This window comes from Microbulbifer aggregans, from assembly GCF_001750105.1.
Classification (GTDB): Bacteria; Pseudomonadota; Gammaproteobacteria; order Pseudomonadales; family Cellvibrionaceae; genus Microbulbifer; species Microbulbifer aggregans.
On the sequence record NZ_CP014143.1, the window covers coordinates 1,333,823 to 1,356,101 of the forward strand.

At 62.2% G+C, this 22,279-nt stretch carries 16 protein-coding genes; 12 read left to right on the forward strand and 4 right to left on the reverse strand.

Translation table 11 applies throughout. From position 1 onward, the window contains the following. Positions 1-201 precede the first annotated feature (201 nt). The 4 genes from gltB (at position 202) to AUP74_RS05775 (ending at position 9,097) form a co-directional block, all read left to right on the forward strand. A complete protein-coding gene (gltB, locus tag AUP74_RS05760) occupies positions 202-4,650 on the forward strand; it encodes a glutamate synthase large subunit (protein ID WP_069946742.1) in 4,449 nt (1,482 codons plus the stop codon). A gap of 12 nt (positions 4,651-4,662) precedes the next feature. Then, entirely contained in the window at positions 4,663-6,081 is a 1,419-nt protein-coding gene (locus tag AUP74_RS05765; RefSeq protein WP_069946743.1) for an FAD-dependent oxidoreductase, read from the forward strand. A 373-nt stretch (positions 6,082-6,454) separates the two neighbouring features. Beyond that, positions 6,455-7,534 (forward strand): uroporphyrinogen decarboxylase, encoded by a 1,080-nt coding sequence (gene hemE / locus AUP74_RS05770; protein WP_069946744.1) that lies wholly within the window; start codon positions 6,455-6,457, stop codon positions 7,532-7,534. A 192-nt stretch (positions 7,535-7,726) separates the two neighbouring features. After that, the gene (locus tag AUP74_RS05775) at positions 7,727-9,097 is read left to right on the forward strand and encodes an HD-GYP domain-containing protein (RefSeq protein ID WP_069946745.1); all 1,371 of its coding nucleotides are present in this window, start codon (positions 7,727-7,729) and stop codon (positions 9,095-9,097) included. Positions 9,098-9,171: 74 nt separating this feature from the next. On the opposite strand, the gene asd is transcribed toward AUP74_RS05775, so the two are convergent. The 3 genes from asd to rsgA are packed head-to-tail and all read right to left on the reverse strand — an operon-like array spanning position 9,172 to position 11,923. After that, complete coding sequence (asd, locus tag AUP74_RS05780) at positions 9,172-10,035, reverse strand: archaetidylserine decarboxylase (RefSeq protein ID WP_069946746.1); 864 nt, start codon at positions 10,033-10,035, stop codon at positions 9,172-9,174. A gap of 15 nt (positions 10,036-10,050) precedes the next feature. Further along, positions 10,051-10,857 (reverse strand): sulfurtransferase, encoded by an 807-nt coding sequence (locus AUP74_RS05785; RefSeq protein ID WP_069946747.1) that lies wholly within the window; start codon positions 10,855-10,857, stop codon positions 10,051-10,053. A gap of 34 nt (positions 10,858-10,891) precedes the next feature. Continuing rightward, positions 10,892-11,923: a small ribosomal subunit biogenesis GTPase RsgA gene (rsgA, locus tag AUP74_RS05790; RefSeq protein WP_069946748.1), complete on the reverse strand. Its 1,032-nt coding sequence runs from the start codon at positions 11,921-11,923 to the stop codon at positions 10,892-10,894. Positions 11,924-12,100: 177 nt separating this feature from the next. Here rsgA and orn point away from each other — a divergent pair, with 177 nt between their 5' ends. Then, entirely contained in the window at positions 12,101-12,640 is a 540-nt protein-coding gene (gene orn / locus AUP74_RS05795) for an oligoribonuclease (RefSeq protein WP_083260846.1), read from the forward strand. Positions 12,641-12,661: 21 nt separating this feature from the next. On the opposite strand, the gene queG is transcribed toward orn, so the two are convergent. Then, positions 12,662-13,774 carry a tRNA epoxyqueuosine(34) reductase QueG gene (queG, locus tag AUP74_RS05800; RefSeq protein ID WP_069946749.1) on the reverse strand — a complete coding sequence of 371 codons (1,113 nt, stop codon included), beginning with the start codon at positions 13,772-13,774 and terminating at the stop codon, positions 12,662-12,664. A 130-nt stretch (positions 13,775-13,904) separates the two neighbouring features. Between queG and AUP74_RS05805 the strand changes: the two genes are divergently transcribed. From AUP74_RS05805 to hflX, 7 genes are all read left to right on the forward strand, one after another. Further along, positions 13,905-15,386, forward strand: coding sequence for an NAD(P)H-hydrate dehydratase (locus tag AUP74_RS05805; RefSeq protein WP_069946750.1), 1,482 nt, complete (start codon positions 13,905-13,907; stop codon positions 15,384-15,386). A gap of 61 nt (positions 15,387-15,447) precedes the next feature. Further along, positions 15,448-15,933: a tRNA (adenosine(37)-N6)-threonylcarbamoyltransferase complex ATPase subunit type 1 TsaE gene (gene tsaE, locus AUP74_RS05810; protein WP_069946751.1), complete on the forward strand. Its 486-nt coding sequence runs from the start codon at positions 15,448-15,450 to the stop codon at positions 15,931-15,933. Between the two features lie 70 nt (positions 15,934-16,003). Beyond that, positions 16,004-17,314 (forward strand): N-acetylmuramoyl-L-alanine amidase, encoded by a 1,311-nt coding sequence (locus tag AUP74_RS05815; protein ID WP_069946752.1) that lies wholly within the window; start codon positions 16,004-16,006, stop codon positions 17,312-17,314. A gap of 59 nt (positions 17,315-17,373) precedes the next feature. After that, entirely contained in the window at positions 17,374-19,278 is a 1,905-nt protein-coding gene (gene mutL, locus AUP74_RS05820) for a DNA mismatch repair endonuclease MutL (RefSeq protein WP_069946753.1), read from the forward strand. Positions 19,279-19,368: 90 nt separating this feature from the next. Further along, entirely contained in the window at positions 19,369-20,292 is a 924-nt protein-coding gene (gene miaA, locus AUP74_RS05825; RefSeq protein ID WP_069946754.1) for a tRNA (adenosine(37)-N6)-dimethylallyltransferase MiaA, read from the forward strand. A gap of 186 nt (positions 20,293-20,478) precedes the next feature. Beyond that, positions 20,479-20,763 carry an RNA chaperone Hfq gene (gene hfq, locus AUP74_RS05830; RefSeq protein WP_069946755.1) on the forward strand — a complete coding sequence of 95 codons (285 nt, stop codon included), beginning with the start codon at positions 20,479-20,481 and terminating at the stop codon, positions 20,761-20,763. Between the two features lie 201 nt (positions 20,764-20,964). Next, a complete protein-coding gene (hflX, locus tag AUP74_RS05835; protein ID WP_069946756.1) occupies positions 20,965-22,278 on the forward strand; it encodes a ribosome rescue GTPase HflX in 1,314 nt (437 codons plus the stop codon). The last annotated feature ends 1 nt before the right edge of the window (position 22,279 follow it).

A 22,279-nucleotide genomic window follows, 5' to 3' on the forward strand; every position in this document is an offset into this window, starting at 1 on the left:
AACCAGAATAAGAAAAGCCCCTTTGCGGGCTTTTTTTGTCAGTGAGGCAGGTTCGCGCGCAGCGCGACCGGCCCCGCGATGGGACAAGGGCCGCCGCAGAAAGCAAAAACAAACGGCGTGCGGCCAGGCGATAACACCTTCAATGTGGTGCGAACCCTTCTCCCTGTGCCCGGGGCCGACAAAACAACGATGAGGAATTTTATGGGTAGCGGTCTGTATCGGTTGGATGAGTTCAAGGACAACTGTGGTTTTGGCCTGATCGCACACTTGAAAGGGCAGGTGAGCCACAAGTTGGTCAAGACAGCGATTGAGTCGCTGACCTGTATGACTCACCGCGGTGGTATTGCAGCCGACGGCAAGACCGGCGATGGCTGCGGCCTGCTGCTGCAGAAGCCGGATACTTTCCTCCGCGCCGAGGCCCGCGAACAGCTGGGCGTCGAACTGACTGACCAATACGCCGTCGGCGCCATCATGCTGCCGCTCGACGAAAATGAGGCCCAGGCAGGCCGCGACATCCTCACCCGGGAGCTGGAGGCACAGGGGATGCGTGTGGCCGGCTGGCGGACTGTGCCGACCAACCCTGACTGCCTCGGCCCCATCGCCCGGGAATCTCTCCCGCGATTCGAACACCTGCTGATCAATGACGCCGAAGAAGCGCTGGGCGAAGCCAAGTTCAATGCCCGCCTATTCGTGGCCCGTCGCAAGGCCGAGCAACAGCTTGCAGAGGGCGTTTACATCGCCAGCCTGTCCGCTCAGGTCGTGTCTTACAAAGGCCTGATGATGCCGGCAGATCTGCCGAAATTTTTCCCGGAGCTGGCCGACCCGCGCCTGGAGACGGCGATCTGTGTCTTTCACCAGCGCTTCTCCACCAACACCATGCCGCGCTGGCCACTGGCGCAACCATTCCGCCTACTGGCCCACAACGGCGAGATCAATACCATCACCGGTAACCGCAACTGGTCGGTGGCGCGCACGCCGAAGTTCTCCAGCCCGCTGTTGCCAGAACTGGCCGAGCTGGCGCCACTGGTCAACCGCGAGGGCTCTGACTCCTCCAGTCTCGACAATATGCTGGAGATGCTGATTGCCGGTGGTATGGAGCTGCACCGCGCGGTACGGATGCTGGTCCCGCCGGCGTGGCAGAACGTCGAGAGCATGGATCCGGATCTGCGCGGCTTCTATGAATATATCTCCATGCATATGGAGCCCTGGGATGGCCCTGCCGGGCTGGTAATGACCGATGGCCGCTACGCCGTCTGTACCCTGGACCGCAACGGCCTGCGCCCGTCCCGCTGGGTCATCACCAAGGATGACATCATCACGGTCGCATCCGAGATCGGTGTCTATGACTACAAGCCCGAGGATGTCGTGGCAAAGGGCCGCCTTGGGCCCGGTCAGATGCTGTCGGTGGATACCCGCGAGGGCAAGCTCTACCACACCGCCGATATCGACAACATGCTCAAAGCGCGCCAGCCCTATAAGCGCTGGTTGAAAGACAAGGCCCGCCGCATTCGCTCCACACTGGTCACCGCACCGGTGGACAACAATTTTTCCTACGAGCAGTTCAAGGTCTACCAGAAGCTGTTCAGCTCCTCACTGGAGGAGCGGGACTCGGTAGTGCGTCCCATGGCCGAAGCCGGTCAGGAGGCCGTCGGCTCGATGGGCGACGATACCCCCATGGCGGTACTGTCGCGCCACAACCGTTCTATCTACGATTATTTCCGCCAGCAGTTTGCCCAGGTCACTAACCCGCCCATCGATCCGTTGCGGGAAACCGTGGTCATGTCCCTGGAAACGTGCCTGGGGCGTGAGAAGTCGGTCTTTGAGGAAACGCCGGAGCACGCCGACCGGGTGATCCTGTCCTCGCCGGTGCTTTCACATATGAAGTACACGGCGCTGCTGGAGCTCGATCGCCCCGGTTTCGAGTCCAGAATTTTCGACCTCAATTACGATCCGGCCCAGCTCGACCTGGAGTCGGCGATCCGCAAGCTGTGTGCCGATGTGGAGGCGGCGGTCCGGGCCGGAACCGTGCTCGTCGTGCTGTCTGACCGCGATATTCAGCCAGATCGGTTGCCCATCGATGCGCTGCTGGCGACCGGTGCCGTGCACCACCACCTGGTGCACGCCGGTCTGCGCTGCGACTCCAACGTGATCGTCGATACTGCCAGTGCCCGCGATGCGCACCAGCTTGCGTGTCTGGTCGGTGTGGGTGCTACCGCAGTGCACCCCTACTTTTCCTACAGCATCATCAACCACCTGATCGAGACCGGTGAGTTGCTGCTGGATGCGGCCGAGGCGCAGAAGAACTATCGCAACGGCATCATCAAGGGCCTGCTGAAGATCCTGTCCAAAATGGGCATTTCCACCGTGGCCTCGTACCGCGGCGCATTGCTGTTTGAGCTGGTGGGGCTCTCCCGCGGGGTGGTGGATCTCTGTTTCCCCGGTGCGCCGACCCGCATCGAGGGTGCCGGTTTCGCCGACCTGCAAGTGGATATGGAGAAGCGTGCACAGATCGCCTGGAAACCGCGCAAGGCGGTTTCCGCCGGCGGTTTGCACAAATATGTACACGGTCAGGAATACCACGCTTTCAACCCGGACGTGGTGATGACCCTGCAACAGGCAGTGCGCACCGGCGACTATGCCATCTGGCGTGATTACGCGGAGCTGGTCAACCAGCGTCCGGTAGCGACCCTGCGCGACCTGCTCGGCTTCCGCGACGAGCTGGAGCCGATCTCCGTAGACGAAGTCGAGCCGGCAGAACATATCCTGCGCCGCTTCGATTCTGCCGCTATGTCCCTTGGCGCCCTGTCTCCGGAGGCGCACGAGTCGCTGGCCCAGGCCATGAACCGCCTCGGCGGCCGCTCCAACAGCGGTGAAGGTGGCGAGGATCCGGCCCGCTTCGGCACTGACAAAGTCTCCAAGATCAAGCAGGTCGCCTCCGGCCGCTTCGGGGTTACGCCGCACTATCTGGTCAATGCGGAAGTGCTGCAGATCAAAGTGGCGCAGGGTGCCAAGCCCGGCGAGGGCGGTCAGTTGCCCGGCGGCAAGGTCAATGAACTGATCGCGCGTCTGCGCTACTCGGTACCCGGCGTGACCCTGATTTCACCGCCGCCGCACCACGATATCTATTCCATCGAGGACCTGGCCCAGCTGATCTTCGACTTGAAACAGGTCAACCCGGATGCGTTGGTTTCGGTGAAGCTGGTATCGCGCCCTGGTGTCGGCACCATCGCCGCCGGTGTGGCCAAGGCCTATGCAGACCTGATCACCATCTCCGGCTACGACGGCGGCACTGCTGCGAGCCCGATCACCTCGATCCGCTATGCGGGATCCCCCTGGGAGCTGGGACTGGCGGAGACCCACCAGACCCTGCGTGCCAACGACCTGCGCGACAAGGTGCGGGTGCAGACCGACGGCGGACTGAAGTCCGGCCTGGATGTGGTCAAGGCCGCGATCCTGGGTGCCGAGAGCTTCGGCTTTGGCACGGCTCCCATGGTGGCCCTCGGTTGCAAATACCTGCGCATCTGTCACCTGAACAACTGCGCCACCGGTGTCGCCACCCAGAACAAGGATCTGCGGGACGACCACTACATCGGCACCGCGGAAATGGCGATGAACTTCTTCCGCTTCGTCGCCGAGGAAACCCGAGAGTGGATGGCACGTCTTGGCGTGCGCACGCTGGAGGAGCTGGTCGGCCGTGTGGACCTGCTGCAGGTGCTTGAAGGACAGACCGACAAACAGAAAAAACTGGACCTGTCGCCACTGCTGCACACCGACGCACTGCTGGCAGAAAAGCCGCAGACCTGCCAGCAGCCGAAGAACACCCCCTGGGACAAGGGCGAGCTGGCGGAGCGCATGGTGGCGGATATGCTGCCGGCGATCGAAAGCCGCTCCGGTGGTGAGTACCAGTACTCGGTCACCAATTGCGATCGCTCGATTGGCGCCCGCCTGTCCGGTGAGATCGCCAAGCGCCATGGTAACCAGGGCATGGTGGATGCCCCGGTGAAAGTGCGCCTGACCGGCGTTGCCGGCCAGTCCTTCGGCGTGTGGAACGCCGGCGGTCTGGAGATGTACCTGGACGGTGATGCCAACGACTATGTGGGCAAGGGGATGGCCGGCGGCAAGCTGGTAATCCGTCCGCCTGCGGGCAGCAGTTTTGCCTCGCAGGATACCAGCATTGTCGGCAACACCTGCCTGTATGGCGCCACCGGCGGCAAGTTGTTCGCTGCTGGCCGCGCGGGTGAGCGTTTTGCAGTGCGCAACTCGGGAGCCTTCGCCGTGGTGGAGGGTGCTGGCGACCACTGCTGTGAATACATGACCGGCGGGATGGTCGCTGTGCTCGGCAAAACCGGCTTTAACTTCGGTGCCGGTATGACCGGTGGTTTTGCCTATGTGCTCGACCTGGAGCGGGACTTCTTCGACAAGTGCAACCATGAACTGATCGAGCTGCGCCGCATCAGCAGCGAGACCCTCGAACCCCACCAGAGCCATCTGCGCGAGGTGATCGAGGAGTATGTCGCTGAAACCGGAAGCGAGTGGGGGGCGGAGCTACTCGATAACTTCGACGATTACCTCAGCCGCTTCTGGCTGGTGAAACCGAAGGCGGCGAGTCTCGCCGGCCTGCTATCCGATGTGCGCAAGCGTGGCGAGTAAGGGGTAACGACAATGACTCAGCGACTGAACAATGACTTCCAGTTTGTCGATGTGGGCCGGATCGATCCCGCCAAGAAAGACATCATCACGCGCACCAATGAGTTCGTGGAGATCTACCACCCGTTCAGCGAGCGGCAGGTGGCGAGTCAGGCACACCGCTGCCTGGATTGCGGCAACCCCTATTGCGAGTGGAAGTGTCCGGTACACAACTATATTCCCAACTGGCTGCGCCTGATTGCCGACGGCAACATCATGGAGGCGGCGGAACTCTGCCACCAGACCAACACCCTGCCGGAAGTCTGTGGCCGAGTCTGTCCACAGGACCGCCTCTGCGAGGGCGCCTGTACCCTGAATGACGGCTTCGGTGCGGTAACCATCGGCAACGCGGAGAAATACATCACCGACACGGCCTTCGCGCTGGGTTGGCGCCCGGACCTGAGCCACGTCAAAAAGACCGACAAGCGCGTCGCCGTAATCGGCGCCGGCCCAGCCGGGCTCGGGTGTGCCGATGTACTGATCCGCAACGGGGTACAGCCGGTGGTATTCGACAAGTATCCGGAGATTGGCGGCCTGCTGACGTTCGGCATTCCCGAATTCAAGCTGGAAAAGCGCGTGCTGCAGCAGCGTCGTGAAATTTTCACCGACATGGGTATCGAGTTCTGCCTCAATACCGAGGTGGGCAAGGACATCAGTTTCGAAGAGTTGCTGCGGGACTACGACGCGGTGTTCATGGGGATGGGGACTTACAGTTACATGAAAGGCGGTTTCCCCGGCGAGGATCTGCCTGGCGTTCACGATGCCCTGCCGTTCCTCGTCGCCAATGTGAACCGCAATATGGGCTGGGAGAAAAACCCGGAAGAGTTTATCTCCGTGGATGGCAAGCGCGTGGTGGTACTGGGTGGTGGTGATACCGCCATGGACTGCAACCGTACCTCCATCCGCCAGGGCGCCCGCAGTGTCACCTGTGCCTACCGCCGCGACGAAGAAAACATGCCCGGTTCCCGCCGTGAAGTGGCCAATGCCAAGGAAGAGGGGGTGCGCTTCCTGTTCAACCGCCAGCCGGTCGAGATCGTGGGCGATGGCAAGGTTGAGGGTGTGAAAGTAGTGACCACCGAGCTGGGCGAAGCGGACGAGAATGGACGTCGGCGCCCGCAGGTAGTAGCCGGTTCCGAGGAAATCATCCCCGCCGATATCGTACTGGTGGCCTTCGGCTTCCGCCCGAATCCCGCTGACTGGTTTACCGATCATGATATCCAGGTGGCAGACTGGGGCGGCGTGGTGGCCGCAGAAGAGCAGCGCTACAAATTCCAGACCAGTAACGAAAAAGTCTTTGCCGGTGGCGACATGGTGCGAGGTTCCGACCTGGTGGTGACCGCCATCTGGGAAGGTCGTCAGGCCGCGGAAGGTATTCTCGACTACCTGGATGTCTGACCCGTTAGCTGGCGAATCAGAAAGGGGGCTATGCCCCCTTTTTTGATGTCCGTTCGCTAGCGGCGATGCTCGGGCCTTCCATGCGCGTGGGCGGACGCTACAGGGGCTTGGCGAAAAGAAGTCGGCAATTGGTGTGTGGCAAAGGGTCGGGGAGACACCTCAATCATGGCCGTTGGGGGCTCGGTCGAGTCGCTGGACATGAATTGCAGTGTGTCGGTTTCAGGTTTTTGTACTAGATATCAGGTGATAGTGGCTCGTTGTAGGCGGGCCAATCGACCAAATTTGCGACGTTGATGGTATCTCGTGTTCAGTCCTGTTTTCCCCCGCGGCTCCCCGCTACAATAGCCGCCTTTTTAACCAGCCCGTGGTAATCATGTCCGACGCCAAGCCCTCTGAACTGAAGAATGACCGTTTCCTGCGCGCCCTGATGCGCCAGCCTGTGGACCGCACCCCGGTGTGGATGATGCGTCAGGCGGGGCGCTATTTACCAGAGTACCGGGCCACCCGGGCTCAGGCCGGCAGCTTTATGGACCTGTGCCGCAACACCGAACTGGCTTGTGAGGTGACCCTGCAGCCGCTCGAGCGCTACCCGCTGGATGCTGCCATTCTGTTTTCGGATATTCTCACCATCCCCGATGCGATGGGCCTGGGCCTCTATTTCGAGGAGGGCGAGGGCCCCAAATTCCACAAGCCCGTGCGCACCGAAGCGGACATCCAACGGCTCGAGGTCGTTAACAGCGAATCCGATTTGGACTACGTGATGAACGCGGTGCGGACCATCCGCGGTGAATTGCACGGGCGCGTGCCGCTGATCGGGTTCTCCGGCAGTCCCTGGACGCTCGCGACCTACATGGTGGAAGGTGGCTCAAGTCGGGATTTCGCCCGCTGTAAGGAAATGCTCTACAGCCGGCCAGAGCTGATGCACCAACTGCTCTCGGTGCTGGCAGATTCCGTCACCGACTACCTGAATGCGCAGATCCGCGCTGGAGCCCAGGCGGTGCAGATCTTTGATACCTGGGGCGGCGCCCTGAGCCACGGTGCCTACCGGGAGTTCTCTCTCCAGTATATGGAGCGAATAGTCGCCGGCCTGATCAAAGAGGCAGACGGTAGACCGGTGCCCAGCATTCTCTTCACCAAAGGGGGCGGCCAGTGGCTCGAGTCCATGGCAGAAAGCGGCGCCTCGGCGCTGGGCCTGGACTGGACCACCGACATCGGCGCGGCCCGTGCCCGTGTGGGGGACCGTGTGGCGCTGCAGGGCAATCTGGATCCGGCCGTGCTCTACGCAACACCCGAGCGTATCCGGGAAGAGGTGGCTGCTATTCTCGCAGCCTTTGGCCAGGGAACCGGACACATATTCAATCTGGGCCACGGCATCACGCCGAAAGTCGATCCCGAGCATGCGCGGGCAATGATCGAAGCCGTGGTAGAGCTGTCACCGAAATACCACCTTTGAAGGCGTTACTGTGCGGTTTGGCCGGGGCGCATGAAGAAATTGTGATGCGCGTCACAAGATTGGTGTGCGCGGGGTATTAGACTTTATGTCCCCGGCTTCCCTGGTCGTGATATAAATGCCTGTTCCGCCCTGGCCCCCAGCCGGTGGCGCAGGCAGATTAATAAATAAGCAACAACAAAGCATTTCCCAGTCGTGGCGATAGAACAAGCGAAAGTCTATGTAGAAGACCTGCAGCGCGGCATGTTTGTGTCGCGCCTCGATCGTCCGTGGACGCGCACCCCGTTTGCGTTACAGGGCTTCTATATCCGCGACCTCGAAGAAATTCGCCAGCTGCAGAAATACTGCCGCTACGTTTATGTGGATGTGGTCAAGACCGTCGGCGATGCGGGCGTCAAGTTGCGCCGCATGACCCGTTCCACTGCGGCTGCGGAAAAACCCCGGGGCGTGCGCTCCGAGCGCGGCCCTGTGGCCCCGGCCCTGATTCCCTGTCGCCCCGTACAAGTACAGCGCGACGCATACCCCGAACCATTACCTGCGCGTAAAGAGGCCGCCAAAGCCGACAAGCTCTACCGGGAGATTAGCGAGGGCATGGCCAGTGTCATGTCCCAGGCTGGTAAGCGGGCAGAGTTACCGTTGAAGAAAATGCAGGGGGCAATGGAGCAGCTGGTGGACAGCATGCTCCGCAGCCCGGATGCATCTGCCTGGTTGGCCCGGCTTCAGGAAAAAGATGACCATACCTACCGCCACTCCATCCGTGCGAGTATCTGGTCGGTACTTTTTGGTCGCCATATCGGGTTGCGGCGCCAGGACCTGATCCGTCTGGGGCTCGCAACGCTGTTGAAGGATGTGGGTAAACTGCTGCTGGATGATGACATCCTGCAGACCGTTGATCGCAGTCCTCGCCAGGAGCTCGAGTACCGGAAGTTCGTTGGCTACAGTGTCGACCTGTTGTCCCGCGAGCCGCAGCTGGACCCTGAAGTGGTCAAGATTGTGCAGTGTCACCGCGAGCGGCACGACGGCAGTGGCTATCCGGCTGGCCTCCGGGGTGACAAAATTCCGGTGCTGGCGCGCATGTGCGGTGTCGTTACCTTTTACGACGAGGCTACCAATCCCCGCGGTGCCAGTTTCCCGGTAGCTCCATCCCGCGCCGTGGCGGAGCTGTATGACCTGCGTGGCGTCTGCTATCAGGAGCAGCTGGTGGTGGAGTTTATCCAGGCCATTGGTCTCTACCCGACCGGTACCCAGGTGGAGCTTTCCACCGGCGAGGTCGCGGTAGTGCTGGAGCAGACCTATCGCCGTCGACTGAAACCGAAGGTGATGGTGGTGCTCGATCGGGACAAGCAGCTGCTGCCGCAGCCGCGTGTGCTCGACCTGGCTGCAGACGATGACCGCAAGGAGCGGCTGGTGGAGCGGGGCAAGCTCACCCCCGGAGACAAGATTTCCATTGTGAAGGATCTGGAGCCGAGCCGTTTTCCCCAGGTCGATGTGGCCTCCGTACGCGATGCCTACCTGTTCAGTCGCAACCGCCTGCCGGCGTTCCTGTCGCGGGTGATTGGACGCTAGGCCGTCCAGCCTCTCACGTAAACCTTTCTCGGCTGGCGACTCCGTTATCGTGCGGAGCCGCCGTAACCCAGTCCTCAGTTGGTGTCCTTCTGCAGGTCTCCCAGATGTTCACCCATTTTCACCGGGCTCTCGGCACCCAGTGAGTCCAGCCATTTCATCCGGTCGGCGCCGAACAGCAGGATCACGGTGGAGCCCAGTTTGAAGCGGCCCATCTCCTCCCCCTTATTCAGTGCAATCGGCTTGCTGTCGCCGTAGTGGGTGGTGCGGATTCGCCGTTTGTGCGGGGTCACCAGACCAGCCCAGACCGTCTCGATACTGGCCACAATCATCGCGCCGACCAGCACCATGGCCATGGGACCGGCGGGAGTATCGAAGAGGCATACGACCCGCTCATTTCGGGCAAACAGGCGCGGAACCTCTTCGGTGGTGACCTGGTTGACGGAAAACAGCTGGCCGGGGACATGCACCATACTGCGCAAAACGCCGTCCACCGGCATATGGACGCGGTGGTAGTCCCTCGGTGAGAGATAAACCGTGGCAAAAGTTCCGCCGGTAAACTGGGCGGCCACCTGCGGGTCTCCCCCCACCAGTTCCAGCAAGCTGTAATCATGGCCCTTGGCCTGGAAAATACGGCCGTTGTGGATCTCACCCAGCTGGCTGACGTGGCCATCTGCCGGGCACGCCAGGGCCTGTTCTCCGTCGACGATCGGGCGTGCACCGTCTTTGAGTGCCCGGGTGAAGAAATCATTGAAGTTCGCGTAGGCGGTGTAATCCGGTTCCTGCGCCTCATCCATGTCCACGCCGTACTTGTCCACGAACCAGCCGGTGAAGCGATCCTTGATCCAGGTGTTGCGTGTCTCTGCCAGCCAGCCAGCCGCACGGGAGAGCGTGTGCTGCGGGGTGAGATATTGCAGTGCGGCAAATAACTTTGGATTCATAAAAAACTCAAAAAATTACTGTTCAGTGGGGGTGTCGGGCAGGTTGCCCCATTCGCTCCAGGAGCCCGGGTAGGCGCGGATATCAAATCCCAGGGACTTGCCCACCAGCCAGGTAAATCCTGAACGGTGATGGCTCTGGCAATGGGTCACGATGCGATGTTGGTCGTCGAGTCCCAGTCGGGCGAGAAAATCGCGGGCGTCTTCGCGGATGCGCAGATCACGCTGCGGGTCCATCAGCTGGGTCCACTCGCAATTCACGGCACCCGGAATATGGCCACCTTTCATCGCCAGCACTTTCTCGCCCCGGTACTCCTGCGGCGAACGTGCATCCCAGACCTGGAAGGTGGCATCGCCCAATTGCTGCTGGATGTCTTCCGCTTCCATGATGGGTTGGCGATGAATTTCGATCTCGATATCGCTGGGCTGAATGGCCGGCAATTCGGTAGTGAGCGGCAGGCCGGCGGCTCGCCAGGCATGCATACCGCCATTCAGGTAGCTGTAGTTATGGTAACCGATTACTTCGAGTGTCCACAGGAAGCGCCCTGCCCAGCCGCCGCCCTCGTCATCAAAGGCAACGACATGCTGTTCCGGGCGCAGGCCGATGCTGCGAAACAGTTCGGTCAGCCGCTCCAGGGAAGGCAGTTTCCCCGGGGCCGGTGGGGTGCCCGCCATCAGCGCCTGGAACGGCAGATGAATAGCGCCGGGAATATGCCCGCTTTGGTAGTTGGCGGGCGCGCTGAGATCCACCAGCAGCAGATCCTCGCGCTCCAGTTGGGCGGCCAGGGCTTCCGGTTCGATAATCAAGGGCAGTGATTTTGACAAGAGACTCTCCCTGTTCCGGTTAGTCGGTGGTCACTTACTCTTCCTGCAGGCTATTGCGCAGGTGAAGGAAGCTGTTCATGCGCCGCTCGCTGATGTCGCCACGTGCCAGCGCCTCATTGATGGCGCAGCCTGGCTCACCCTGGTGGCGGCAATCGCGGAAACGGCAGTGACCGATAAACGGGCGGAATTCCACGAAGCCTTCCAGCAGAGCCTGTTCGCTCATGTGCCAGAGGCCGAATTCGCGGATGCCGGGCGAGTCTATCAGATCGCCACCGCTGGGCAGGTGAAAGAGTTCCGCCGCGGTAGTGGTGTGTGTGCCTTTCTGGGTCGCTTCGGACAGGGCACCGGTGCGAGCACCCGCCTCCGGCAGCAGCGCATTGATGAGAGAGGATTTGCCCACACCGGACTGGCCAACAAAAACGCTGGTGCCCTTGGCCAGCGTCGCCAGCAGTGGCTCGAGCCCCTCGCCGGTTTTGGTCGAAAGTTTCAGCACCGGGTAGCCAAGCGCGGGGTAGGGTTCCAATAGATCTTGCAGTTGCTCACGATTGCTGTCGTCGATCAGGTCGATCTTGTTCAGCAGCAGCAGGGGCGCGATGCCGGTGCTCTCTGCGGCGACCAGATAGCGGTCGATCGCATTGGCGAAAGGCTCGGGCCTCGGTGCGATGACGATCACGATACGATCGATGTTGGCCGCGACGGTCTTCAGGTCGCCGTAGCGGTCTGGCCGCTGCAGCTCCGAAGTGCGCTCCAGGCGGGCACCGACGACACCGAGGCCACCGGTGCGCTCGCTGATGGCAGATCGCCAGGCAACCCGATCGCCGGTGACCAGCGTCTCGATATTGGCGCGCACGTGACAGCGCTGGCGCAGGGAGGGCTCCGCCAGGCTCTCCACCAGTACCTGGGTGCCATAGTTGGCAATCACCAGCCCGGTCTGCTCGGGGCCCAGGTCGGCTTCTTCCAGTGCCTGTTCAGCACCTTCGGCTTTCTTGCGCGCACGGGCCTCCCGCTCTTCCTGGATCTTGGCGATTCGCCACTGCTGGCGACGATTGAGTTTGCGCTTGCTCATCGGCGGGTATGTTGCACTGTGCCGGCTCCCGTAAAGTTCGCGCGGATTATAGCTTGAGGGGCGCCCAGGGGCGTCGTTTTTCACGCGGCGGCATCCCTGTCATGCCGAAAGGTCCAGTGCCCTTTGCTTCGCCGGACCTTTGCGCTACCGTTCTCCGCAGCAAACAGGAGGCCGCCCGTGGATCAAAACAATCTTATCTGGATCGATCTGGAAATGACCGGGCTGGACCCGGAGAGAGAGCGCATCATCGAGATCGCCACCATCATTACCGATTCCCGCCTCAATATCCTCGCTGAAGGGCCGGCCATGGCTATTCACCAGAGCGATGCGCTGCTGGCGGCGATGGATGACTGGAACACTGAGCAGCACGGCAGCTCCGGTCTGGTGAAGCGGGTCCGGGAATCGCACATTACCGAGAGGGAGGCTGAGCGGGAAACCCTCGAGTTTCTCGGTCAATGGGTGCAGGAAGGGGCTTCCCCCATGTGCGGCAATTCTATCGGCCAGGATCGCCGTTTTCTCGTGAAGTACATGCCGCAGTTGGAGAGCTACTTCCATTACCGTAACCTGGATGTGAGTTCGGTGAAGGAACTCGCCCGCCGGTGGCGCCCGGACGTGCTGGAAGGTGTGAAAAAGCACAGCAGCCACCTGGCCATGGATGATATCCGCGATAGCATCAATGAGCTCAAACACTATCGCGAGCACTTCTTTCGGCTGTAATACCAGCTGTAATAACAGGCTTTAGCGTTCCGTCTGTGTCCTGCGGATTTTGCGTCGGCGTCGGCGTCCACTACGCAGTCGCTCCAGGGCCCAGCGGACATGCTCGGCTACCAGCGGGGTCGAATCCTCCAGGGCAGATTCCAATGCCGCGATCGCTTCGGCGCTCGCCTCACCGTTGCCCAGGGCTACCGCCAGGTTGCGTCGCCAGCGCTCGTAACCGATGCGACGAATGGCGGAACCCGCCGTTCGCTCGAGGAACTCCTCTTCACTCCACTGGAACAGCGTCAGCAGATCGCCGTCGGCAAGGCCGTGCCGGGGGTGAAAGTCTGATTCTGCCGTGGGGTGGGCGAAACGGTTCCAGGGGCAGATGATCTGGCAGTCGTCGCAGCCGAACACCCGGTTGCCCATGGGCTCGCGGAATTCCTCGGGTATCGGCCCCTTGTTCTCGATGGTGAGGTAGGAAATACAGCGGCGGGCGTCCAGCTGGTAAGGGCCTGCGAATGCGTCAGTGGGGCAGATTTTCAGGCAGGCGCTGCAGTCACCGCACTGGTTGGGTTCATCGCTCTCGTCGATGGGGAGTGGCAGGGAAGTGAACAGTTCGCCGAGGAAGAACCATGAGCCCGCGCCACTGTTGATCACCATGCAGTTTTTGCCGATCCAGCCCAGTCCGGCTTTCTGTGCCAGGGCGCGCTCCATGACCGGCGCGCTGTCGGTGAACGCCCGCCCGGACGTCTCGATCTCGCGCTCCTCACAGAAGTGGCGAATCCGCTCGCCGAGCTGAGCGAGTCGCTTGCGGATCAACTTGTGGTAGTCGCGGCCCGTGGCATAGCGCGAGACATAGGCCTTGGAGGAGTCCTTGAGCACTCGCACGGGTTCCGTATCCGGCGGCAGATAGTCGAGGCGCGCGCTGATGACCCTGAGTGTTCCCGGCTCGAGGTGCTCGGGGCGCCAGCGCTTGTCGCCATGGGCTGCCATCCAGTCCATATCGCCGTGGTGCCCGGCGTCCAGCCAGGCGCGCAGGTGCTCGGCATCCTGCGTCAGCTGGCAGTCGGTAATGCCGATCTGTTGAAAGCCGAGCTCGCGCCCCCAGAGTTTGATGAGGTCAGCCAGCTCGGCGAGGACCGCCCGATTCATGGACTCTCTCGCTGTGGGGAACAATTCGCGCGCCCGTAACGGTATACTTTGCCGCGCATTCTGGCCCGGAATCGGGCCGGCGTCGGCTATTTTGCCACAGATTAAAAATTGACCACACCGCGGGAGCTGCATGGATACGCCTCAACCCCTGTACAGCGCTGAATCGGTCCGGGAACTGGATCGGCGCGTAATCGCTGCACTGGATATCCCCTCGATTGCCCTGATGAAGCGCGCCGGTCGCCGCGCATTTGCCCAGCTGATGCTTCGCTGGCCCGACCTGCGTCGACTGCAGGTGTACTGTGGCGGCGGCAACAACGGCGGCGATGGTTATGTGGTGGCGGCGCTGGCGGCGCAGAAGCAGATCCCTGTCGCGGCCTATGCCTGTGTGCCGCCCGAAAAGCTATCCGGCGATGCGCGGACGGCCTATGAGTATGCTGTGCGGGAAGGCGTACACGTTGTCCAGTCGCTGACAGAGCTGGATGCGGAGGACGGAGACACGGTGATCGTCGACGCGCTCCTCGGCACCGGGTTCAGCGGTGAGCTGCGCGAGCCGGTTGGCCATGCGGTAGAGCGCATCAATCGCAGTGTCGCGCCGGTGCTGGCGGTGGATGTCCCCTCAGGGCTGAACGCCGACACCGGCCACGGCGATCGGGCCGTGCAGGCGGATGTGACCGTCACCTTCATCGGCCGCAAGCTGGGGCTTTTCTGCGGGCGCGGGCCGGCGTTGTGCGGCGAGGTGATATTTGAGGATCTCGGCGCTCCTGCCGAGGTCTATCGGAGTCTCGACCCGCTGGCCTGGCGCTATACCGGCGAAAGTGTGCCGCGCCTGGCCCCGCGTCGTGCCGATGCCTACAAGAATCAGTTTGGCCATGTGCTCGTGGTCGGCGGGGACACCGGCTTTGGTGGTGCGGCGCTGATGGCTGCGGAATCCACCGCCCGTGCCGGCGCAGGCCTGGTTTCACTGGCGACCCGGCCGGAACACCTGGCGGCGGCGCTGACCCGCTGCCCCGAGGTCATGGCGCATCCGGTGATCTCCGGTCAGGAACTGGAGCCGTTGCTGGAGATCCCTGATGTGATTGCTGTCGGACCCGGACTCGGGCGAGCGCCCTGGGGTGAGCAGCTGCTTGCGCGCGCAGGCCGGGCTGAGGTGCCGCTGGTCGTGGACGCTGACGCACTGAATATCCTCGCCGGTGGCCGCGTACTGGCCGGTGTACGCCGTGATGACTGGGTGCTGACTCCCCATGTCGGTGAAGCCGCGCGTTTGCTGGGCTGGGATACGGCCGAGGTGCTTGCCGATCCGCTCGCAGCAGTGCGCGAGGTTCAGGCCAAGTTCAGTGGGGTAGTTGTACTTAAGGGGGCGGGAACCCTGATCGCTCACGACGGTGGCGTCGACCTGATCAATGGCGGTAATCCCGGTATGGCATCGGGGGGCATGGGAGACCTGCTGACGGGAATCATCGCGGCGTTGATCGGCCAGCGCATGCCCCTGGTTGATGCAGTGCGGCTGGCGGTTTGGTTGCACGGCGCAGCCGGCGATCACGCCGCAGCCGAAGGACAGCGTGGACTCCTGGCAACAGACCTGCTGCCATTCGTGCGGCGGTTAGTGGATTGAACGGCCACTATGGCAGTGGCCGGGTGGTTGTGTCGTGATGGTCCAGTGAAAGGGGGGGACAATGGAGCGAAGGCTGGAGCGGGATCTGCCGGACGAGGAAACAACCGTCGCTGCGGGTATCGGCCTGGGCCGGGCCTGTCTCGCCAACGGCTTGTCTGCCGGTATCACCGTGTACCTGTTCGGTGAGCTGGGCGCGGGTAAAACGACCTTTTCCCGTGGCGTATTACGGGCTTTCGGCCACGAGGGAGCGGTCAAGAGTCCTACCTATACCCTGGTGGAACCCTACGAAATGGGGGATTGGCGCGTTTACCATTTCGACCTCTACCGCCTCGGTGACCCCGAGGAACTCGAATTTATGGGAGTGAGGGATTACTTCGCCCCCGGCTGCCTGAGCCTGGTGGAGTGGCCTCAGCGCGGTGTCGGCATCCTGCCGGAGCCGGATCTCGAGGTTTCACTCGAGGTTTCGGGTGCCGGGCGGAAGATCAGGATTGGTGCACACTCACCCAATGGTGAAAGAGTGCTCGCGGCCGCGGAAAAATTGCTGTAAATACAGTAAAAAGACCGCTGTGTATTGATGGATTGACCCGATAAAGGCAATAACCGACGGGACAGGAAGGATGAAGCGAATCCCGCTGCGACTGTTCGCCCTCGTGGTGGCGCTGGTACTGACGGCGCCGGTGCTGGCGACCGAAATCGAAGGTGTGCGGCTCTGGCGAGCCCCCGACCACACCCGTCTGGTGTTCGACCTCAGTGAACCGGCCGAACACAAGCTGTTCACTCTGGCCGAACCCCATCGCGTCGTAATCGATATCAGCGATGCGCAGCTGGCGGCAGCACTTGCAGGGCTGGAGCTCGAGAACACACCCATCGCAGCGGTGCGGCACGCGCGGCAGAATCAGCGCGACCTGCGTGTTGTGCTCGACCTGAAACAGCAGACCAACCCGCGCAGCTTTGCCCTGCGCCGTCACGGTGATCTGCCCGACCGCCTGGTAATCGACCTGCATGACAAAGTGGTGCAGGAGGAAAAGACCCTGCTGCAGGTCAGCCGGGAGCGCGACGTGGTGATCGCCATCGACGCCGGCCACGGCGGTGAGGATCCCGGTGCGCTCGGCCCCGGCGGGTTGCGAGAGAAAGATGTGGTGCTGGCCATCAGCCGTCAGCTGCACAAAGCGATCGATGCCCGGCCGGGCTTCAAGGCGAAACTGGTACGCACCGGTGACTACTACATTCCGCTGCGCGATCGGGTCAACAAGGGGCGCCAGTTGCGGGCTGATCTGTTCGTCTCGATTCACGCCGATGCCTTTACCCGGAAGGACGCCCGCGGTGCCGGTGTCTATGCCGTTTCTTCCCGGGGTGCCACCAGTGAAACGGCGCGTTTCCTGGCCCAGCGGGAAAACGAGTCGGACCTGATTGGCGGTGCCGGTAGCCTGAACCTGGGGGACAAGGATGACACTCTGGCCGGTGTGCTGCTGGATCTCTCGATGACCGCCACTATGAATGCCAGCCTCGATATTGGAGCCAGCGTCCTGCAGCAACTGGGTGGCGTCACGCACTTGCACAAGAAGCGGGTTGAACAGGCCAACTTTGCCGTATTGCGCTCACCGGACGTGCCTTCGATCCTTGTGGAGACCGGCTTTATCACCAACCCGCAGGAAGCACGGCGCCTGCGTGACCCCTCGTTCCAGCGCCGGCTGGCACAAAAACTCAGCGACGGTATAGTGGCCCATTTTACGACGCGCCCGCCGGCGGGCAGCTGGCTGGCGGCCAACCAGGATCGACTGGACCGCCGCCATACCATCGCCCGTGGTGACACCCTTTCCGGGATTGCCGCGCGATACAATGTGTCGGTTGCCTCTCTGAAGAAGCTGAATGGCATCGATTCGGCGGTGATCCGGGTTGGGCAGACCCTCAGCATTCCGTCGAGCTGAGTGCGACCCGCCACAGAAATTTTCCTGCAGGGGCCCGCGTAGCGGGCCGATGTTGTTTTATGCACGACAAGATTGCGCAGCTCTCACCGCGCCTCGCCAACCAGATCGCCGCCGGTGAGGTGGTGGAGCGACCGGCCTCCGTCATTAAGGAGTTGCTGGAAAACAGTCTCGATGCCGGCGCCAGCCGCCTCGATGTCGAGATCGAAAACGGCGGTATCAAGCGCATCAAGGTGCGCGACAACGGTCGCGGTATCGGTCAGGAGGATCTGCCGATGGCGTTGGCCCGCCACGCCACTTCCAAGATCCATGCCCTGGAGGATCTGGAGGCGGTGGCCACCCTCGGCTTCCGCGGCGAGGCCCTGGCCAGTATCTCCTCGGTTGCGCGCCTCGCCATGACCAGCAGTCGTGACGATTCCGGCAAGGGCTGGCAGGTGAGTGCCGAGGGGCGCGACATGCAGGCCCAGCTGGTGCCGGCGGCCCATCCCCGCGGGACCACGGTGGATGTGCGGGATCTGTTCTTCAATACCCCGGCCCGGCGCAAGTTCCTGCGCACTGAGAAAACCGAATTCAACCGCGTCGATGACACCATCAAGCGCCTGGCGCTGTCCCGTTTCGATGTCTCCATTACCCTGCGCCACAATGGCAAGGGTATCCACAACCTGCGTGCCGGCAGCGGGCGGGTGGAAATGGAACGGCGCGTATCCCAGGTGTGCGGGCCCGCGTTTATGCAGAACGCCTTGCATATCGATGTGGAGCGCAGCGGCCTGCGGCTGTGGGGGTGGGTCGCGGAGCCCGCTTTCTCCCGTTCCCAGGCAGACCTGCAGTTCTTCTATGTGAATGGCCGCGCGATTCGCGACAAAGTGGTAAGCCATGCGGTGCGTCGCGCCTTTGCCGATGTGCTCTATCACGGTCGCCATCCCGCGTTTGTTCTGTATCTGGAACTGGATCCGGCGTCGGTGGACGTCAACGTTCACCCGACCAAGCACGAGGTTCGCTTCCGTGACAGCCGCCTGGTGCACGACTTCCTTTTCGGCAGCCTGCACCGGGCACTGGCGTCCGTTCGCCCTGGCGACCGCGGGGCGGAGGAGGGGGCCGCCGAGCCGGCACAGAACCGTCTGGAACCGGTGGCGGGAGTGGCGGCAGGAGAATTTGGTGGCCAGCAGCGGATGCCCCTGTCCTCGGGCCCGTCGGTTGGCGACCTTCAGCAGCAGATGCAGGGCTATTCCACCCTGCATCAGCCCTATCAGGGTGATTCTGGTGTGGCCGAGCCTGCGCCGTCCCCGGGTGCATCGGGTCTGACGGCATCACCCGGTGCCCGGCCGTGGAGCGGCCCGACGCCGGCAGCTGCTGGTGCTCTGGCACCGGAGAGCGACGAGGAAGCGCCGCCACTGGGTTACGCACTGGCGCAGTTGCATGGGATCTATATCCTCGCCCAGAACCAGCACGGTCTGATCGTCGTGGATATGCACGCGGCCCATGAGCGGATCGTTTATGAGCGGATGAAGGCCGCCCACGCCAGCGGCGGTATCCAGGCGCAGCCACTGCTGGTGCCGGTCAGCCTGGCGGTGAGCCAGCGCGAAGCCGACTGCTTCGAGGAGCGCGCAGAAGTGTTTACCTCTCTGGGCTTCGTGTTGCAGCGGGCGGGTCCGGAGACCCTGCTGGTGCGGCAGGTGCCCACCATGCTGCATGGAGCCGAAGTGGAGCAGCTGGTACGGGACGTATTGTCTGACCTGTTGGCTGAGGGCGGCAGCGATCGTATCGGCGGGCGCATCAACGAGATCCTCTCCACCATGGCCTGCCACGGTTCCGTGCGTGCCAACCGCAAGCTGACCGTGCCGGAAATGAATGCCCTGCTGCGGGACATGGAGCGCACCGAGCGCAGCGGGCAGTGCAACCACGGTCGCCCGACCTGGACGCAGGTTAAACTGGCAGACATGGACAAGTGGTTTTTGCGCGGCCAGTGACGTGCCGCTCCGGGACACTCCATTTTGACCGGTAAATTGGAGAGTAAGTTGGAGGCTGAGTTGGCGAACAAGCCGCGCGCAATATTTCTCATGGGCCCCACCGCCTCCGGTAAGACGGACCTGGCCATGGCGTTGGCGAACCGGCTGCCGGTAGAGCTGATCAGTGTCGACTCAGCGCTGGTCTACCGGGGCCTGGATATCGGTTCTGCCAAGCCGAGCCCTGAGGAGTTGACGCGCTACCCCCATCACTTGATCGATATCTGCGACCCCTCTGAATCCTACTCCGCCGGCCGCTTCCGCCGGGACGCGCTGCAGGCGATGGCCGATATTGTCGCTGCCGGACGCATTCCGCTTCTGGTGGGTGGCACCATGCTCTATTTCCGCGCCCTGCTCGAGGGTATGGCGAGCCTTCCTGAAGCCAATGCGGAGATCCGCGCAGAGATCGAGGCGCGGGCCGAGCGGGAGGGCTGGCCGGCCCTGCACCGCGAGCTAGCAGCGGTGGATCCGGAGCTCGCGGCAGAGCTGCACCCCAACCACTCCGTACGCATCGAGCGGGGCCTGGAAGTCTATCGTCTGACAGGTAAGCCGCTTTCGGCACTCCGCCGGGAACAAGCGCGGGATTCTGTGGCCGAACATTACGAGTTGAGACAACTGGCGCTGTTGCCGCGGGACAGGGCGTTACTCCATGAGCGGATTGCCCTGCGCTTTCGCCTCATGCTGGAGCGGGGCTTTGTCGACGAAGTGAAAAAGCTGCGTGACAGGGGGGACCTGCACGAGGACCTGCCCGCAATCCGTGCGGTGGGTTACCGCCAGGTCTGGCAGTATCTGGATGGCCGCATCAGCTATGACGAAATGGTGGAGGCGGGGATCGCCGCCACTCGCCAGCTGGCCAAGCGCCAGCTGACCTGGTTGCGGCGCTGGCCGGACCTGGCGCAAATCTATACTCAGGATGCTGAGGGGCGGGTGCGCAAAAATGACGAAATGTTAACGGAAGCCTTGAAATTTCTCACATGAGCAGCCATAACGTGGATGGGTCATCCTATTGGCGGCCCGTTCAGTCAGTTTGTTTCACAGAGCCTGCCTATTTTGGGCTCTATTACCGATACGCGTATTCAACCGTAACCGTTCTTTAGCTCGCGGGTTTCGCGGGTGCGATTATGGGATGCATACTGCTTCCAGCTTTTGACAAGGAGAAAAAAGATGTCAAAAGGGCACAGCTTACAAGACCCTTACCTCAATGTTCTGCGCAAAGAGCGCATCCCGGTTTCCATCTATCTGGTGAACGGTATCAAGCTTCAGGGGCAAATCGAATCCTTCGACCAGTTTGTCGTTCTGTTGAAAAACACCGTCAGCCAGATGGTTTACAAGCATGCTATTTCCACTGTGGTCCCATCCCGCGCGGTACGGGTACCGTTGCTGAATCCCGCCGCCCAGCCGGGTGGTGAAGGCCAAAGCGAGGGTGGTGAACGGGATACCTTCGGTTGAATCGACCCCGTATCTGGACAGTACGCGGCGCCGGTAGCGTCGCGTTGCCATCCGCAGCGCCCCGGCTTGCCGGGGCGCCTGCCGTTTGGACGCGGGCAAACCGCGGCCTGCAAGCCCGGTGAGTCGCCGTGAGCGGCGCAGTGCGCCTGATAACATTTCCCTGCCCTGTGCGAAAAATTTGCTCCCTTAAGAGAGTTACCCTTGTTTTTTGAAAGACCGAAATCCGGTGAACTGGCCGTGCTGGTGCATCTGGAGCTGTCCGCGATCGACAGTCCGGAGGACCCGCGCGAGTTCGAGGAGCTGGCGCTCTCCGCCGGCGCCGATCCGGTGTCATTTATCTTCGGCCAGCGCGCCACACCGGATCCCAAGACCTTTGTGGGGCGCGGCAAACTGGAAGAGATCCACTCCGCAGTGAAGGAGCACGGGGCGCAGCTGGTCATCTTCGATCACATTCTGTCGCCCAGCCAGGAGCGCAATATTGAGCGGGAGCTGCACTGCCGTGTGCTGGATCGGACGGGGCTCATTCTGGATATCTTTGCCCAGCGGGCACGCACCCACGAGGGCAAGCTGCAGGTAGAGCTGGCACAGCTCCGGCATATGTCCACGCGATTGGTGCGTGGCTGGACCCACCTGGAGCGCCAGAAGGGCGGCATCGGCCTGCGCGGTCCAGGTGAGACTCAGCTGGAGACCGACCGTCGGCTGCTGCGGGCGCGGATTGATTCGATCGAGAAGCGGCTGGAAAAGGTCCGCCGCCAGCGTGAGCAGGGGCGTCGGGCCCGCTCCCGGGCGGAAGTCGCCACAGTCTCTCTCGTGGGTTATACCAACGCCGGCAAGTCTACCCTGTTCAACCGGCTGACCGATGCCGGCGTCTACGTGAAGGACCAGCTCTTTGCCACGCTCGATCCAACCATGCGGCGGGTGGAGCTGCCCAATGTTGGGGCGATGATCCTCGCCGACACCGTGGGTTTCGTTTCCCACCTGCCGCACCGATTGGTTGAGGCGTTTCGCGCCACTCTGGAGGAGGCCAGCAACGCTTCACTGTTGCTGCATGTGGTCGATGCGGCGGCAGAGGATCGTCTGCACCTGATGGAAGAGGTGCAGGAGGTTCTCCAGGAAATCGGCGCTGGGGACCTGCCCCAGCTGCTGGTTTACAACAAAATTGACCTGCTGAAGGATCGGGGCCCTGGAATCGATCGCGACGAACAGGGTGTGCCGCGGGCAGTGTGGCTGTCGGCGGTCTCCGGTGAGGGTTGTGATCTGCTCGTGGAAGCCATTGCCGAACGCCTCGGCGAGGAGATGGTGACCGGCTACCTGGTAGTGGCACCGCAGCAGGGGCGCCTGCGTGCACAATTGCATGAAATCAATGCGGTGCGCGCCGAGCGCTACCTCGATAATGGTGACTGCGAACTGGACCTGACGTTGCCCCGTGGCGATCTAGAGCGGCTGCTTGCACCGTACAAAGACAGCCCGACAGCGCCACGCTGGCAGGTCGATAAGGCGGCAGATGTCCGCTGAG

What these genes read in the sequence shown, in the direction of transcription:
- mutL (WP_069946753.1), top strand. Translation starts at nt 17,374, where the DNA reads ATGCACGACAAGATTGCGCAGCTCTCACCGCGCCTCGCCAACCAGATC.
- miaA (WP_069946754.1), top strand. Translation starts at nt 19,369, where the DNA reads ATGGGCCCCACCGCCTCCGGTAAGACGGACCTGGCCATGGCGTTGGCG.
- hfq (WP_069946755.1), top strand. Translation starts at nt 20,479, where the DNA reads ATGTCAAAAGGGCACAGCTTACAAGACCCTTACCTCAATGTTCTGCGC.
- AUP74_RS05765 (WP_069946743.1), top strand. Translation starts at nt 4,663, where the DNA reads ATGACTCAGCGACTGAACAATGACTTCCAGTTTGTCGATGTGGGCCGG.
- asd (WP_069946746.1), bottom strand. Translation starts at nt 10,035, where the DNA reads ATGAATCCAAAGTTATTTGCCGCACTGCAATATCTCACCCCGCAGCAC.
- tsaE (WP_069946751.1), top strand. Translation starts at nt 15,448, where the DNA reads ATGGAGCGAAGGCTGGAGCGGGATCTGCCGGACGAGGAAACAACCGTC.
- queG (WP_069946749.1), bottom strand. Translation starts at nt 13,774, where the DNA reads ATGAATCGGGCGGTCCTCGCCGAGCTGGCTGACCTCATCAAACTCTGG.
- gltB (WP_069946742.1), top strand. Translation starts at nt 202, where the DNA reads ATGGGTAGCGGTCTGTATCGGTTGGATGAGTTCAAGGACAACTGTGGT.
- hemE (WP_069946744.1), top strand. Translation starts at nt 6,455, where the DNA reads ATGTCCGACGCCAAGCCCTCTGAACTGAAGAATGACCGTTTCCTGCGC.
- rsgA (WP_069946748.1), bottom strand. Translation starts at nt 11,923, where the DNA reads ATGAGCAAGCGCAAACTCAATCGTCGCCAGCAGTGGCGAATCGCCAAG.
- AUP74_RS05805 (WP_069946750.1), top strand. Translation starts at nt 13,905, where the DNA reads ATGGATACGCCTCAACCCCTGTACAGCGCTGAATCGGTCCGGGAACTG.
- AUP74_RS05815 (WP_069946752.1), top strand. Translation starts at nt 16,004, where the DNA reads ATGAAGCGAATCCCGCTGCGACTGTTCGCCCTCGTGGTGGCGCTGGTA.